At 72.4% G+C, this 15,048-nt stretch carries 13 protein-coding genes; 7 read left to right on the forward strand and 6 right to left on the reverse strand.

Annotated elements, in window-relative coordinates; genetic code table 11:
• The first annotated feature begins 2 nt into the window (after window positions 1-2).
• The 7 genes from ACYVIP_RS26935 (at window position 3) to ACYVIP_RS26965 (ending at window position 7,669) form a co-directional block, all read left to right on the forward strand.
• On the forward strand, window positions 3-1,028 hold the full coding sequence (locus ACYVIP_RS26935) for an NAD-dependent epimerase/dehydratase family protein (protein ID WP_460401192.1): 1,026 nt from the start codon (window positions 3-5) through the stop codon (window positions 1,026-1,028).
• Complete coding sequence (locus ACYVIP_RS26940; protein WP_460401194.1) at window positions 1,025-2,290, forward strand: DUF4910 domain-containing protein; 1,266 nt, start codon at window positions 1,025-1,027, stop codon at window positions 2,288-2,290. The genes ACYVIP_RS26935 and ACYVIP_RS26940 overlap by 4 nt, the downstream gene beginning before the upstream one ends.
• A 196-nt stretch (window positions 2,291-2,486) precedes the next feature.
• The gene (locus ACYVIP_RS26945) at window positions 2,487-3,683 is read left to right on the forward strand and encodes a hypothetical protein (protein WP_460401277.1); all 1,197 of its coding nucleotides are present in this window, start codon (window positions 2,487-2,489) and stop codon (window positions 3,681-3,683) included.
• Window positions 3,680-4,630 carry a glycosyltransferase family 2 protein gene (locus ACYVIP_RS26950; RefSeq protein WP_460401196.1) on the forward strand — a complete coding sequence of 317 codons (951 nt, stop codon included), beginning with the start codon at window positions 3,680-3,682 and terminating at the stop codon, window positions 4,628-4,630. Before ACYVIP_RS26945 ends, ACYVIP_RS26950 begins: the two co-directional genes overlap by 4 nt.
• Window positions 4,627-5,802, forward strand: coding sequence for a polysaccharide pyruvyl transferase family protein (locus tag ACYVIP_RS26955; protein ID WP_460401198.1), 1,176 nt, complete (start codon window positions 4,627-4,629; stop codon window positions 5,800-5,802). Before ACYVIP_RS26950 ends, ACYVIP_RS26955 begins: the two co-directional genes overlap by 4 nt.
• Window positions 5,799-6,353, forward strand: coding sequence for a dTDP-4-dehydrorhamnose 3,5-epimerase (rfbC, locus tag ACYVIP_RS26960; protein WP_460401200.1), 555 nt, complete (start codon window positions 5,799-5,801; stop codon window positions 6,351-6,353). Before ACYVIP_RS26955 ends, rfbC begins: the two co-directional genes overlap by 4 nt.
• A complete protein-coding gene (locus ACYVIP_RS26965) occupies window positions 6,350-7,669 on the forward strand; it encodes a glutamate-1-semialdehyde 2,1-aminomutase (protein WP_460401202.1) in 1,320 nt (439 codons plus the stop codon). The genes rfbC and ACYVIP_RS26965 overlap by 4 nt, the downstream gene beginning before the upstream one ends.
• Window positions 7,670-7,753: 84 nt before the next feature.
• Here ACYVIP_RS26965 and ACYVIP_RS26970 read toward each other — a convergent pair whose 3' ends face one another.
• Genes ACYVIP_RS26970 through ACYVIP_RS26995 form a run of 6 tightly spaced genes read right to left on the reverse strand, consistent with a single transcriptional unit; the run spans window position 7,754 to window position 15,045 of the window.
• Complete coding sequence (locus ACYVIP_RS26970) at window positions 7,754-8,398, reverse strand: phosphatase PAP2 family protein (RefSeq protein ID WP_460401203.1); 645 nt, start codon at window positions 8,396-8,398, stop codon at window positions 7,754-7,756.
• 59 nt (window positions 8,399-8,457) lie between these two features.
• Window positions 8,458-9,666: a glycosyltransferase family 4 protein gene (locus ACYVIP_RS26975; RefSeq protein ID WP_460401205.1), complete on the reverse strand. Its 1,209-nt coding sequence runs from the start codon at window positions 9,664-9,666 to the stop codon at window positions 8,458-8,460.
• Between the two features lies 1 nt (window position 9,667).
• The gene (locus tag ACYVIP_RS26980) at window positions 9,668-10,336 is read right to left on the reverse strand and encodes a class I SAM-dependent methyltransferase (RefSeq protein ID WP_460401207.1); all 669 of its coding nucleotides are present in this window, start codon (window positions 10,334-10,336) and stop codon (window positions 9,668-9,670) included.
• Complete coding sequence (locus tag ACYVIP_RS26985) at window positions 10,333-11,568, reverse strand: O-antigen ligase family protein (protein ID WP_460401209.1); 1,236 nt, start codon at window positions 11,566-11,568, stop codon at window positions 10,333-10,335. Before ACYVIP_RS26985 ends, ACYVIP_RS26980 begins: the two co-directional genes overlap by 4 nt.
• A 1-nt stretch (window position 11,569) precedes the next feature.
• The gene (locus tag ACYVIP_RS26990) at window positions 11,570-13,084 is read right to left on the reverse strand and encodes a right-handed parallel beta-helix repeat-containing protein (RefSeq protein WP_460401211.1); all 1,515 of its coding nucleotides are present in this window, start codon (window positions 13,082-13,084) and stop codon (window positions 11,570-11,572) included.
• A 14-nt stretch (window positions 13,085-13,098) separates the two neighbouring features.
• Window positions 13,099-15,045 (reverse strand): alginate lyase family protein, encoded by a 1,947-nt coding sequence (locus tag ACYVIP_RS26995; RefSeq protein ID WP_460401213.1) that lies wholly within the window; start codon window positions 15,043-15,045, stop codon window positions 13,099-13,101.
• Window positions 15,046-15,048: the final 3 nt, after the last annotated feature.

The following is a 15,048-nucleotide window of genomic DNA, read 5'->3' on the forward strand; positions in this document are numbered from 1 at the left end:
CGATGCGAGTGCTGCTGACCGGCCACAAGGGCTACCTCGGCACCGTGATGGCGCCGGTGCTCCTGGCCGCCGGGCACGAGGTGGTCGGGCTGGACTCCGGCCTGTTCGACGCGTGCGTGCTCGGGCCGGCACCCGCCGACCCGCCCGGCCACACCGTCGACCTGCGCGACGTCACCGCCGCCGAGGTGTCCGATGTGGACGTCGTGGTGCACCTGGCCGCGCTGTCCAACGACCCGCTCGGCGCGCTCGCCCCCGAGCTGACCTACGACATCAACCACCGGGCCGCGGTCCGCCTGGCCCGGCTGGCCCGCGACGCCGGGGTCAGCCGGTTCCTCTACGCCTCGACGTGTTCGGTGTACGGCGCGGCCGGCGGCGACGGGCTGGTCGACGAGGACGCGCCGTTGCGCCCGGTCACGCCGTACGCCGAGTCGAAGGTCCGGGTCGAGGACGACCTGCACGACCTGGCCGACGACGACTTCACCCCGGTTTACCTGCGCAACGCCACCGCCTTCGGCTTCTCGCCCCGGCTGCGCGCGGACATCGTGCTGAACAACCTGGTCGGCCACGCCCACCTGTCCGGCGAGGTGCTGGTGCTCTCCGACGGAACGCCGTGGCGGCCGCTGGTACACGCCAGGGACATCGCGGCGGCGTTCCTCGCGGCCATCGAGGCGCCGAGGGAAGCGGTGCACGACAAGGCGTTCAACATCGGCACCGAGCGCAACAACGTGACCGTGGCGGAGATCGCGGCCGAGGTGGTCGAGGCGGTGCCCGGCTCCCGGCTGCGGATCACCGGCGAGGCCGGCGCCGACCCGCGCTCCTACCGGGTCGACTTCGCCCGCTTCCGCGCGGCGGTCCCCGGGTTCGAGTGCGCCTGGTCGGTCAAGGACGGCGCGGTCGAGCTGATCGAGGCCTACCAGCGGCACGGCCTGACCCGGCAGACCTTCGAGCAGCGGTACACCAGGCTGGCCTGGCTGCGGTCGCGCCGGGCCAGTCGTTCGGTCAGCGACACGTTGCGACACACCCGATGACCGCCGGCGCCGAGATGCACGCGCTGGTGCGGCGGCTGTATCCGTTGTGCCGCAGCATCACCGGCGACGGGGTGCGCGCGACGCTCGCGATCATCCGCGAGCACCTGCCGCTGACCGTGCACGAGGTGCCGACCGGTAGCCAGGTGCTCGACTGGACCGTGCCCCAGGAGTGGAACATCCGCGACGCCTATGTCGCCGATGCCAGCGGGCGCCGGGTGATCGACTTCCGGGAGTCGAACCTGCACGTGGTCGGCTACAGCGTGCCGGTGCACGCCAGGATGTCGCTGGCCGAGCTGCGACCGCACCTGCACACCCTGCCCGACCAGCCGTCGCTCGTGCCCTACCGCACCAGCTACTACGCGCCGAACTGGGGATTCTGCCTCGCACAGGACACATTGGACTCGTTACCGGACGGCGAGTACGAGGTGCGCGTCGACTCGACGCTGGCCGACGGCTCGCTGACCTACGCCGAGCACGTGGTGGCCGGCCAGGTCGAGGACGAGGTGATCATCAGCTGCCATGTCTGTCACCCGTCGCTGGCCAACGACAACCTGGCCGGGATCGCGGTGGCCGTGCGGTTGGCGCTCTCGCTGGCGAACCCGTACTACACCTACCGGTTCATCTTCGCGCCGGGGACGATCGGCGCGATCACCTGGCTGTCGCGCAACGCCGAGCGGATCGACCGGGTGCGGCACGGGCTCGTGCTGGCCTGTGCCGGTGACCGGGGGCCGTTGACGTACAAGAAGAGCCGGCGGGGCGACGCGGCCATCGACCGGGTGTTGGCGCACGTGCTGCGCGACCGTCCACACGAGATCCGCGAGTTCTCCCCGTACGGCTACGACGAGCGGCAGTACTGCTCGCCCGGGTTCGACCTCGGGGTCGGCTCGCTGACCAGGACGCCCTACGCCGGCTACCCGGAGTACCACACCTCCGGCGACAACCCGGACTTCGTCACCCCGGAGTCCATGGTGGACACCCTGGACGTGCTGCGGGCGGCGGTCGCCGTGCTGGACCGGGACCGGACCTACGTCAACCTCAGCCCGTACGGCGAGCCGCAGCTCGGCCGGCGGGGGCTCTACGAGTCGCTCGGCGGCCGCAGCGACGCCCAGGACGCCCAGCTGGCCATGCTGTGGGTGCTCAACCTCGCCGACGGCACCCGTTCCCTGCTCGACATCGCCGACCGCTCCGGCCTGCCCTTCACCGCCGTCGCCACCGCCGCCGACGCCCTGGAAGCCGCCGCCCTCCTCAAGGAAACCGGGTGACCACCCCGCCGCCCCCACGCAGCGAAGGGCTCCTTCACTGCGCTGGACGCAGCGAAGGGACCCTTCACTGCATTGACCGCAGCGATGGGGCCCTTCGCTGCGGTGTGGGGCGGGCGTGGGCTGGGCGTGGGGGGTGGCGGTGAGGGGGGTGGTTGGGCGGTTGAGCTGGGGGCTGGGGGACCAGGCGCTGTCGAGCATGACCAACTTCGTGGTCGGGGTGTTCGTCGCGCGGGAGCTCGGGGTGGCCGGGTTCGGGGTGTTCAGCCTCGCCTGGGTCACCTACGGCGTGGTGCTCAACGTCTCCCGGGGCCTCGCGACCGACCCCTTGGTGGTCCGGTTCTCCGGCGTCGACGCCGGCCGGTGGGGCGGCGCGACCGCCAACGCCGCCGGCACCGCGCTCACCGTCGGGGTCGGGTTCGGCGCGCTGAGCGTGTTCGCCGGGCTCGCGCTCGGCGGGCAGCTCGGGTCGGCGTTCGTCGCGCTCGGGGTGGTCGCGCCCGGCATGCTGCTGCAGGACAGCTGGCGGTTCGCGTTCTTCGCCAACGGCCAGGGGCGCAAGGCCTTCGTCAACGACATCGCCTGGGCGGCGGCGATGGTGCCGGCACTGCTGGCGGCCACCGCGCACGGCAGCGTCTGGGCGTTCGTGCTCGCCTGGGGCGGTTCCTCGATCGTCGCCGCCGGTTGTGGCTGGTGGCAGAGCGGGATCCGGCCGCGGCCGGCGGGCGTCGGCGACTGGCTGCGCGGGCACCGGGAGCTCGGGTCGCGCTACCTGGTGGAGAACGTCAGCAACTCCGGCGCGAGCCAGCTGCGGATGTACGGCCTCGGCGCGATCGCCGGCCTGTCCGAGGTCGGCGCGATCCGCGGCGCGGAACTGCTGCTCGGACCGTTCCTCGCGCTGCTCATGGGACTGAACCTGGTCGCCGTGCCGGAGGCCGCCCGCGTACTGCGCGATGCCCCGCACCGGCTGGCCCGGTTCTGCCTGGCACTGGGCGGCATCCAGGCCGTGGCCGCCGCCGCGTGGGGCGCGGTCCTGCTGTTCGCCGTGCCGGACGCGCTCGGCCAGGCCGTGCTCGACGACGTGTGGGGCCCGGCGTCGGAGCTGATCCTGCCGGTCTCGCTGTCGGTGACCGGGGCCGGCGTGTTCGCCGGCGCGACCGCCCGGCTGCGCGCGCTCGGCGCGGGCGGCCGGAGCCTGCGCGCACAGCTGCTCGCCTCGGCCGGCTACCTCGGCGGCGGGCTCGCGGGCGCGTTCGTCGCCGGCGCGCTCGGCGCGAGCTGGGGCTCGACCATCGCCATGTGGTGCGGCGCGCTTGGCTGGTGGCTGCACCTGCGGGCGGCGCTGCGCGAGCACACACCGGAACGACAAGCACTTGCCGAAGTGGGGACGACATGAACTTTGTGCCACGGCTGAGCATCGGCCTGCCGGTCTACAACGGCGAGGAGTTCCTGGCCGAGTCGCTGGACGCCCTGCTCGGCCAGACCTTCCACGACTTCGAGCTGATCATCACCGACAACGCGTCGGTGGACGCGACCGAGGAGATCGCGCGGAGCTACGTCGCGCAGGACTCCCGGGTGCGCTACGTCCGGCTGCCACGCAACATCGGCGCCGCGCCCAACCACAACCACGTCTTCACCCTCGCCAGGGGTGAGCTGTTCAAGTGGGCCTCGCACGACGACCTGTACGGCCGGGAGCTGCTCGCCCGGTGCGTGCGCGAGCTCGACGAACATCCGGACGCGGTGCTCGCGCACGTCGGCCAGGCGATCATCGACGGGGACGGCGCGGTGACCGTGCCGTTCGACTACCGGCTGGCCACCGCCTCCCCGCACGCGCCGGAACGGTTCGCCAGCCTGCTGTTCGAGCCCGGCGGCGACGACTTCTACGGCGTGCTGCGGACCGAGGTGCTGCGCCGGGTCCGCCCGCACGACAGCTACCACCACGCCGACCGCACGTTCGTCGCCGAGATCGCGTTGCACGGCCCGTTCCGCCAGGTGCCGGAGCTGCTGTTCTTCCGGCGCGACCACCCCGACCGCGCCGAGCGGGCCAACCCGACGATCCGCGGCCGCTGCGCCAACCTGGACCCGCGCCGGGCCAACCGGTGGCGGCACCCGACCGTGCGCCTGCTCGGTGACTACGTGCTCGGCTTCGTCGGCGCGATCCGCCGCGCGCCGCTGACCGCCGCCGAGCGCCGCGAGTGCTACGGGCACCTCGCCTCCTGGCTGGGCAGCCGGGCCCGGCCGCACCGCACGCACCGGGTCGAGGACCGGGCGCCGGTCGACACGTCGGCGGAGTCCTTCGTCGTCGACACGATCGTGGCCGGGCGGGAAGGGCGGCGCGGGTGACCAGGATCGGCCTGTTCGGCCTGCTCGGCTCGGGCAACCTGGGCAACGACGGCTCGCTGCGGGCGATGCTCGACCACCTGCGCGCCGCGCACCCGCACGCGCGGATCGACGCGCTGTGCGGCGGCCCGGAGTCGGTGCGCGCCAACTACGGCATCGACGCCACTCCGCTGTACCGGTCCGCCGAGTTCACCACCGCGTCCGGGCCGCGCCTGGCCGCGGCGAAGATCATGGGGAAGCTGGGCGAGGTGGTGCGCACCGCGGCCTGGGTGCGCCGCCACGACATCGTGATCGTGCCGGGGATGGGCGTGCTGGAGGCCACGTTGCCGTTGCGGCCGTGGGGTTTCCCGTACTCGCTGTACCTGCTGTGCCTGGCCGGCAAGGTGTTTCGTACCCCGGTGGCACTGGTCAGCGTCGGCGCCGGGCCGGTCGCGCAGGCCGGGATCCGGTGGTTCATGGTGCGGGCGGCCAGGCTCGCCGCCTACCGGTCCTATCGGGACGGTCAGTCACGGGATGCCATGGCCGCCATGGGGGTCGACGTGACCAGGGACCGGGTCTACCCCGACCTCGCGTTCGGGCTGCCGACGCCGGACTCGGCCGCCGGCAACGGCCGGGTCGGGGTCGGCGTGATGGCCTACCGGGGCGGGCCGGCCGACCGTGCGCGGGCCGACGACCTGCATCGTGCCTACGTGCGGAAGCTGACGCAGTTCGTGCGCAGGCTGGTCGAGGACGGCAGGCGGGTGCGGCTGTTCACCGGCGACCGGATGGACGCCGCGGTGGCCGACGAGATCATCGCCGCGCTGCCGGGGGCGCCGGTCACCGCCGCCGAAGTGTCCACTCTGGACGACCTGCTCGCGGAGATGGCGTTGGTGGACGTGGTGATCGCCAGCCGCTACCACAATGTGCTGTGCGCGCTGAAACTCGGCAAGCCGACGATCTCCGTCGGCTACGCGGCGAAGAACGACGTGCTGATGGATGCCATGGGGCTGGGCGAGTTCTGCCAGTCGATCCGCACCTTCGAGGTCGACCGGCTGGTCGAGCGGCTCGCCGAACTGGAGCGCAGGGCACCCGAGTTGACCGGGACGCTGCTCGTTCGTGCCAAGGAGCAGCGCAGGCTGCTCGACGAGCAGTTCACGGCGCTGTCCGCGCTCGTGCGCCGGAAGGGGGCGGCGTGAAAGCCAGACCGGTACCCGAGATCGCCGGGGCGTTGCTGTTCGAGCCGACGCCGCACGCCGACGAGCGCGGGTTCTTCTCCCGCACGTTCGACGCGGACGTGGTGCGCGCGGCCGGTCTCGACCCGGACGCGTTCGTGCAGGACAGTGTGTCCCGCTCCCGCGAGGGCGTGCTGCGCGGCATGCACCTGCGGTCGGGCCTCGGCGAGGCGAAGCTGGTGCGCTGTTCGGCCGGCCGGGTGTTCGACGTCGTGGTCGACCTGCGGCCGGGCTCGCCGACCTTCCGCAACCAGGTGCACGTGGTGCTCTCCGGTGACACGCAGGTGTCGCTGTACGTGCCGGCCGGGTGCGCGCACGGGTTCCAGGCGCTCACCGACCCCGCCGACGTGTCCTACCGCATCGACCGCCGGCACGATCCGGCCGACGACGTGGCGATCGCCTTCGACGACGAGGAGCTCGCCATCCCCTGGCCGCTGCCGGTGGCCTTCGTGTCCGAAAGGGACAGACAGGCCCGCTCGCTCGCCTCGGTACTGAAGGACCTGGAACAGCCATGAAGACACCGGATCTGACGAACTCCCGCGCGGCCAACAAACGGCTGCACGACCTGGTGCCCGGCGGCGCGCACACCTACGCCAAGGGCGACGACCAGTATCCGGCGGGCCTGGCGCCGGTGATCTCGCACGGGCGCGGCGCGCACGTCTGGGACGTCGACGGGCACTCCTACGTCGAGTACGGCTCCGGGCTGCGCTCGGTCAGCCTCGGGCACGTGCACCCCAAGGTGACCGAGGCGGTGCGCGCCCAGCTGGAGCTGGGCGCGAACTTCGCCCGGCCGAGCATGCTCGAGCTCGAGGCCGCCCAGATGTTCCTGGCCACGGTGCCGACCGCGGAGATGGTGAAGTTCGCCAAGAACGGCTCCGACGTGACCACCGCCGCGGTGCGCCTTGCCCGCGCGGCCACCGGCCGGGACCTGGTCGCGCTCTGCGCCGACCAACCGTTCTTCTCCACCGACGACTGGTTCATCGGCACCACCGCGATGCCCGCCGGCATCCCACGGTCCACTTCGGACCTCACGGTCACCTTCCCCTACGGCGACCTGCCGGCCGTCGAGGAGCTGTTCGCCCGCCACGACGGGCGGATCGCGTGCCTGGTGCTGGAGGCGGCCACGCAGACCGACCCGCCGCCCGGCTACCTGCGTGGCCTGCGCGAGCTGTGCACCCGGCACGGCGTGGTGCTGGTGTTCGACGAGATGATCACCGGGTTCCGCTGGTCGGAGTCGGGGGCGCAGGGCGTGTACGGGGTGACGCCGGACCTGTCGACGTTCGGCAAGGCGCTGGGCAACGGGTTCGCGGTGTCCGCGCTCGCGGGGCGCCGGGACCTGATGGAGCTCGGCGGGTTGCTCGACCGGCGGGAGCGGGTGTTCCTGCTGTCCACCACCCACGGCGCCGAGGGCCACTCACTGGCCGCGGCGATGGCCGTGATGGAGACCTACACCAGGGAAGGCATCGCCGAGCGGTTGCACGTGCTCGGCACCCGCCTGGCGGCCGGGGTCCGGGCGGCCGCGCGGTCGGCCGGGGTGGCCGAGCACGTGGTGCTGCGCGGGCGGGAGTCCAACCTGGTGTTCGGCACGCTGGACAACGACGGTCAGCCGTCGCAGGCCTACCGCACGCTGTTCCTGCGCCAGCTGGTCACCGGCGGGGTGCTCGGGCCGTCCTTCGTGGTGAGCAGCGCGCTGTCCGAAATGGACATCGAGTACACGGTCGACGTGGTGGCCCGCGCGTGCGCGGTCTACCGCAGGGCACTGGACGTGGACGACCCGACGCCGTGGATGGGCGGCCGCCCCGTCCGCCCGGTGTTCCGCCGCCACGCCTGAACGGTCAGCAACGCCCCCACCCCGCGAGTCCAACGCTCCCGCGACGCGAGTCCAACGCTCCGGCCGGGTGCACGTGCTGGCGGGTTACGGCGCTCGGTGGTCGGTCACCCGGTCGATCACCATGCCGACCGCCGGCACGACCGCCAGCGCGGCGGCGAACCCGCCGAGGGTGTCGGTGGCGTAGTGCGCGTTCAGCAGCACCTGCGCCCACGCCATCGAACCGGCCGCACCCACCGTGACCACCGCGAGCAGCCCGACCCCACGCCCGCGCCGCTGCGTGCACACCAGCATCGCGACCAACGCGACCGCGGTCGCGGTCGCCGTGTGCCCGCTGGGAAAAGCGAGAAACCCACCGTTGATCTCCCGGCCGACCAACGGTTTCAGCGCCGTGGTCACCGCGATACTGCCGCCGGTGCCCACCACCGCCAACACCGCGGCCCGCCGATGACCGAGCGCCAGACACCCGAGCACCAGTGCGCCGATGGTCAACGCCCCACCGACCGGCTCCGCGGTGTAGTCGACGACCAGCGCGAGTTGGTACCACGGCGTGCCGGCCCCGGTGAGCGCGGACCGCAGCCACTCGTCGAACCCGGTGCCCGCGGTCTGGTTCGCGAACAGCAGCCCCAGCACCACGACGACCACCGCGGCGCACACCGAGGTGACGGCCAGCGGCACCCGCGCCGGCATCGGCAGCGCCGGCCGGATCCCGTCAACCGATTCGATTCGCACGCAAGGGGGATCGCCCCGCCAGGCCCGTTCGTTTCGCCCGAGAAAATGCCCTGAATGCCTCATTCGGGGCGTTCAACGTCCTCAATGAGGCATTCAGGGCTTTCCGGGTTGATCGCTGACTCGTAGCCGGACAGGAGACGGGTCAGGCCTACCTCGGGGGTGAAGTCCTGTTCGTAGCGGTGGCGGGCGGCCACGCCGAACGCGGCGTTGCGCTCGGGGTCGACGATCGCGCGCAGCGCGTCGGCGAGCGCGAGCGGGTCGTCCGGGCGGTGCAGCAGGCCGGTACGCCCGTCCTCGACCAGTTCGACGAACGCGCCGTGGGCCGGGGCGACCGCCGGCACGCCCGCCGCCATCGCCTCCACCACCACCAGCCCGAAGGTCTCCAGCCAGGTCGACGGCGCGACCACCGCGACCGCCCGCGCGGTCAGCTCCCGGCAACGCGCCCGGTCCGCGAGGCCGACGTAGCGCACGTCGTCCCGGCCGGCCGCCCACGAGGACACCACTGTCTCCAGTGGACCTGTGCCGGCGATGACCAGCGGCCGGTCGATGCCGGCCAGCTCCCAGGCGCGCATCAGCAGCCGCAGGCCCTTCTCCTCGGCCAGCCTGCCGAGGAACAGCACGTGCTCGCCGGCGCCGGTGCGCCGCACTCCGGTGTCCGGCACGAAGTTGTGCTTGACCACCAGCCGCTCCGCCGGCATCCCGGCGTCGACCAGCAACGCGCGTTGCGCCGCCGAGATGCAGAAGAACCGGGACACCCCGGTCCGCCACCGCCGCCGATTGACCACCTGGCTCAACGCGCCGGGCACGGTGGCCACGGCCGAGCCGCGATAACAACCGTGCCGCACGGCCGGTAGCGGCGAGCCGCCGACACAGTCGGTGCAGATCCGGCCGTCCCGGAACAGCGTGCCCGGGGTGCAGACCATCGTGTAGTTGTGCAGGGTGGCCACCGCCGGCACGCCCGCGTCCGCGCACGCGGCCACCACCGCGGGCGACAGCAGCGGGAACGTGTTGTGGAGGTGCACGACATCGGGCCGCTCGCGGGCAAGGCGCGCGCCGAGCGCGGCCCGCGCGGCCGGGTTCCACGGCACCCGCAGCGGCACCGACGCCTTGGCGGGCAACGACATCGACGCGATGTCGTCACTGTGCCGCTCGAACCGGGACACCTGGTGACCAGCGTCGGCCAGCAGCGCGACCTCCTGGTCGACCACCGCGTTCTCCCCGCTCGGCTGCCCGGAGCGGTAGCGGTTGTGCACCACGAGCACCCGCACGTCAGGCCGTCCGGACCGCGACGATCGACTTCGACAACCCGCCGAGCCGCTCGTGCCAGATGTCCGACCCGGGGAACAGGTGACGCAGCTCGGCCGTGCTGACCAGGTCGATCGTCAGCACCTGGGCGAGCGCGTCCTCGACGGTGTACACCCGCTCGTGGGCCAGCGGCCAGCGGCTGACCAGCCGGGCACGGGTGCGCACCGGCAGGAACTGGAACCCCGGCGCGACGTAGTGCGGCTCGACCGGGAAGTAGCGGTTGGGCGTCTGCACCCAGTGCGCGGGCGCGGCGGCGCGCACCACCTCGGCGAAGTCCCGCCGCCGCTGGTAGCCGCCGACGTGCTCGATGAGACTGTTGGACACCACCAGGTCGTAGTCGCCAGCGCAGCGCTCCAGCGTCGCGAGGTCGCACGCGTCGGCGACCACGTGGTCGAGCCAGATCTCCTCCGGGTCGTACTTGGGGTCGAGGTTGACCGTGGTCACGTAGGCCGGCCGCACCGGCGTCGCCCGCCAGAACTCCGGTGTGCCACCGAGATCGAGCACCCGCAGGTCGGCCAGATCGGCGAAGCGCCGCAGCAGTTCCTGGAACCGCACCGAGCGGCGCCTACTGGAGAAGGAGTTCTGCTGGTCGGGGTCGCCAAGCAGGTGGTGGATGCGCCGGGCGATGCTCATCTGGGCTCCGTTCTTGGTACGGGGAGGGGAGTGCGGCCGGTCGCCTGGCCGAGCAGGGACGCGGCGACCGCCAGGTGCAGCAGGTACGGCGACGCGTCGCCGAGGCCGACCTCGGTGTAGGAGGCCATCAGGCAGTACACGATCAGGAACACCGCGCACGCCCTGGCCGGCGACGGCGGGCGCAGGAACGCCACCGAGAGCAGGGTCAGCAGGAACGCGGCGACGATCACCACGCCGACCAGGCCCTGCTCCTGGTAGACGGCCAGCCAGCCGCTGTCGATCGGCAGCCCGTCGAAGGACTTGTTGGTCAGCCCGACGCCGAGCCACTGCTCGCTCGGCGGGCGCTCGGCGGCCAGCAGCGCGTCCCAGACCTTCTGCCGGCCGGTGAGGTTGGCGAAGTTCTCCTCGTCCTGCCCCCGGCGGAACCAGGTCTCCACCGCGGAGGCGAAGGCCACCGCGGCGAGCGTGCCCACCGCGGCGGCGACCGCGATGAACCGCCGCGCCCTGGACGTGGTGAGCGCCAGGCTGACGCACGCGACGACCAGCCCGACGACCAGCCCGAGTGTCGAGGTTCTGGTGTAGGACATCAACATCAGCGCGACGGCCGGTACCGCGATGGCCACCGTGCTCAGGTGGTCGGTCCGTCTGGACAGCCACAGCACCAGGGTGAGTCCGGCGATCACCGCCGCGTACTGGCCGACCTGCGGTGGGGTCAGCGGCCAGATCGCGCCGGTCAGCCGGCCGCCGTAGGTCTCCGGCATCGCGAGGCCGGGCGCGGCGACCAGGCCGATCGCCACGGTCGCCAACACCGCCGCGTAGGCCAGGATGTGGTAGCGGACGAACGCCAGTGTGCCGTTCCACCAGTAGGTCAGCAGCCACAGCGTGGCCAGGAACATCGCCAGCCGCCAGCAGCGGAACAGCCCGCCGAAGCCGGAGTCCTGGCCGACGGTGGACATGAGGCTGACCGCGAGCAGCAGCGTCAGCAGCAGCAGGTAGGCGTTGGGGCGTAACCGAATCCTCGGGTTGAGCAGCAGCGCGATGAGGAACGCGCTGAGCAACGAGCCCATGGTGACCAGCTGGTACACCGGCTGGGGCAACGGGATCAGCGTCTGCGCGCCCTGCGAGCCGAGGGTGTTCACCACCAGCAGTGCCCAGGCCGCGCCGACGAGCTTGGGCGGGTTCGCCGTGGCGCCCCGGCTCGGCGCCGTCACGGCGGCCTCGAGCCGGGTCACCTCAGCCACCGTCCTGCTGGACGAACGTGCTGCCGGCGTCCTGCCGGTAGGGCTCGCCGATCCACGAGGTGTAGGTCAGCACCTTGGCGGTGTCCTGCGCGACGAACGTCCACGGGCCGACGTAGTCGTTGTCGTGCCAGCGGTTGTCCTGGTCGAAGGTGATCGACTCGCGCACCACCTCACCCATGTACGGCGACCAGTCCGGGTAGGTGCCGTAGTTGGCCAGCACGGCCATCCTGGTGCACAGCGACTCGCAGGTGACCACCGTCGGGTCGAGCACGAACCGGTTGTCGTGGATGTCGACCCGCGTGGTCTTCCACCGGCAGTCGTCGTAGAGCGGTGGTTCGGCGATGCCGGGTTGGGCGCAGGATGCCTTGTCCTTGACCAGTGAGGTGCAGTCGCCGCTCGGGTTGGCCGGGCTGTTGCAGAAGCGGTCGGCGTTCTCCCACGCGGTGATCCCGGACCAGTTGTTCTCGAACAGGTTGCCGCCGATGTCGATCCGGTCGGTGCGCGCCGGGAGTCGTGGCTCGCCGCCGGACTCGGAGAGGTAGATGGTGGCCACCGGGAACGCGTCGCCCCGGCCGGCGAACTCCTTGCCCTCCACCCAGTTGTTCCTGCGGATGGTGTTGCCGCGGATGATCGCGTTGTAGCTGGCCTCGTAGATGATCGCGGCGCTGTCGTTGCCCTCGATCAGGTTGCCCTCGATCAGGAAGTCGTTGTTGTTGATGTCGCCCCACAGGCCGGGGCCCCGGTTGTCGTGCACCCAGTTGTCCCGCACGTCCGCGCCGTCGACCGCCCAGAACTTCACCCCGCCGGTGCAGCCGCAGCCGGGCATCTGCCGTTCCCAGTCGCCGGTGTTGTTGCCGACGATCTCGTTGCCCTCCACGATCAGGTCGGTGATCGTGTTGCCCTCGCTGTAGGCGTTGATGCCGTACTGGCCGTTCTCCCGCAGGCAGTTGCCGCGGATCCGCTGGCGGGCGCCGGCCATCATGGCCGCGCCCTCGTTGCGCTGGATGGTGTTGTGCTCGATCACCCAGTCCTCACCGGAGTCGTGGTTGACCACGCCCTGGTTGTGCGGTGCGGCGAAACCCTGGATGGTCAGGTACTTGACGGTCACCTCGCGCGCGGGCTGGGTGAAGGCGAACAGGTTCTTGCCCTGGCCGTCGAGCACCGCGCCGGGCGCGCCGAGATAGGTGTTGCCGTCCTTGGGAATGACCTGCCCGTACAGGTCGGTGGTCAGCGTGTGCCGGCCGGGGGCGAGCCAGAACGTGGTGCCCGGCGGGTTGGACATGGTCAGCTCGGACAGGCTGCCGTCGAGCGCGGGGTCGACGGCCACCGCGCCCGCCGGGGCCTGCTGTGGGCCGGGCTCGAGGTGGTCGCAGACCGCGGGCACCGCGCCTGCCGGGCCGTCGCCCGCCTCCGTCCTCGGCGGCACCGGGGTGGGCGAACAGGCTGACAGCAACAGGGAAAGCGCGCCGAGTAGCCCGACGACGCCTACCCCTGGGCGAGTGTCCACAGTAGATCCTCCGGCTAACGGTCGAAGCACAGCAGGGTGGTGAGCACCGCGTCGCCGCGCACCGTGCCCGAACCGAGGAGGGTCGTCGCCGGCACGCGGATGCCGAAACCCGGTGAGTACCAGCCGAGGGGCGGGTCCTCCGCGCCGCGGTGCGCGTGCCAGGTGAACTCCGGTGGCAGGGTGAGGGTCGCGCCGTTGCCGCGTGCCCAGGTGAGCCTGGCGGTCGCGCCGTCGAGCCGCGCGGTGACCGCCGGGCCGAGGTGGAAGGCTAGTTTGGCCGGGGTGCTGTCCTGGCCCCGGATCTCGTCGACCACGCGCAGCGTCGGCCCGGTCAGCGCCACCGTGCGGCGGTGGATCGCCGGCGCGTACCCGTCGTGCTCGGCGCTCCAGCGGTCGGGGTCGGCGGCGAGCACGGTCGTGCGCGCGTGTTTGGTCCACAGGAACGGGCCGCCGGAGACCGACTGGTCCCGGCCGGCCAGTTCGACGGTGTTGTGCCCGAGCGTGGAGCGGAAGTAGCCGCGCCACGCCGGTTCGCCGTGATAGCAGTAGGTGCCGGGGTCGGCGAGGATGTCCACGCCGTCGTGGCGGACCTCCACCGACAGCGCGTCGGCGTGCGCGTGCGCGGCGATGGACAGGAACCCGTGCGGCCCGCCGTCGCAGCGGCACCAGATCTCGCCGTGTTCGGTCCGCGAGCGCAGCACGGTCAGCCCGGCGTCGGCGAAGTGCGCCGGCCGCCTGGCCGGCCGCGCCGAGGTGGCCGGCACGCCCTTGCCGAGAGCGGCCAGCAGCGGGGTGCGCACGTCGGTGCCGGCGACCGCCGGCCACCAGTCCCGCCGGCCGAACAGCGCCGCACCGGTGGCCAGCAGCGACCCCCAGCGGTCGGTGCCCGCGCCGTCGAGCACCAGCCCGTTCCCGTCGTCGGCGTCGCCCTGCCGGGGCGGGCGTAGCCGGGTGTCGACGACCGCGGCGAGCGCGTCGCACATCCTGGTCAGTACCAGCCAGATGGTGTCCGGCACGGTGACGCCGGCCGCGTGCGCCTCCAGTGCCGCGGCCAGGCCGAGTTCCAGCACCAGCCCGTGGTACTCCGAGGCCAGCTCCCGGTTGAGGCCGGAGCCGAAGGTGTTGCGCCGCAACTGTTCGTCGAGGACGCGCAGCGCGGCCGCGCCCCAGCCGGCCGACTCGGGGAACCACGGCATCGCCGCCGAGGCTGCCAGCTGTCCGGCGGCCTCGGCGATCACGTGGTTGTTGGCCGACGAGCCCCGGCTGCCGAACGCGGCCAGCCACCGCTGGTGGTAGCGGATCTGGTGCAGGGCAACGGGGTTGTCCTCGAACAGCGCGGCGGCGCCCGGCCAGCCGTCGAGCAGCCTGCGGACCCAGACCCAGGACAGCAGCCGGATACCCAGCTCGATGCCGCTGACCCAGTGCACTCCGCGCAGCGGCGGGTTGGCTGCCCACCAGGAGGTGAGCTGGTCGCCGACCCTGGTGGCGTAGCGGTCATCGCCGGTCAGCGCGTAGGCGGCGGCGAGCACGGTGAGGTGCTGGTGGCGCGACGGTTCCCAGAGCTGCTTGATGTCGCCGACGGTGTCCTCGCTGCGGTAGGCGATGTCGAAGGCGTAGGCGTCGGTGGGCGCGCGGCGGCCGGTCTTCGGGTCGTAGGACCAGTCCGGGGCCACCAGATCGGTGCGCGGCACGCCGAAGTACTCCGCCCGGCCGGCGAGCAGCTCGTCGGCCGTCGCGGTCAGTCTGGCCACCGCGTCGGCCGGGATCGCCGCCAGCACACCGGGTTCGGGCACCGGGCCGACCGGCCGCCGGTCCAGCCAGGTGCGGCTGACCGGCTCGGTGAGCACCGCCCGCCAGCGCCGCTTGCGCAGCACGTCGCCCGCCCGGCCTACAACCTCCGCCGGCGCCATCCGCGACAGCCGGCGCACGTACCACAGTGTTGAATGGTCGCTCCCGCTCATCCG

This window comes from Actinophytocola sediminis (genome assembly GCF_054779715.1).

Coding starts and splice junctions, on each gene's coding strand:
- ACYVIP_RS26965 (WP_460401202.1), top strand. CDS start 6,350: ATGAAGACACCGGATCTGACGAACTCCCGCGCGGCCAACAAACGGCTG.
- ACYVIP_RS26935 (WP_460401192.1), top strand. CDS start 3: ATGCGAGTGCTGCTGACCGGCCACAAGGGCTACCTCGGCACCGTGATG.
- ACYVIP_RS26950 (WP_460401196.1), top strand. CDS start 3,680: ATGAACTTTGTGCCACGGCTGAGCATCGGCCTGCCGGTCTACAACGGC.
- ACYVIP_RS26945 (WP_460401277.1), top strand. CDS start 2,487: ATGACCAACTTCGTGGTCGGGGTGTTCGTCGCGCGGGAGCTCGGGGTG.
- ACYVIP_RS26980 (WP_460401207.1), bottom strand. CDS start 10,336: ATGAGCATCGCCCGGCGCATCCACCACCTGCTTGGCGACCCCGACCAG.
- ACYVIP_RS26940 (WP_460401194.1), top strand. CDS start 1,025: ATGACCGCCGGCGCCGAGATGCACGCGCTGGTGCGGCGGCTGTATCCG.
- ACYVIP_RS26995 (WP_460401213.1), bottom strand. CDS start 15,045: ATGAGCGGGAGCGACCATTCAACACTGTGGTACGTGCGCCGGCTGTCG.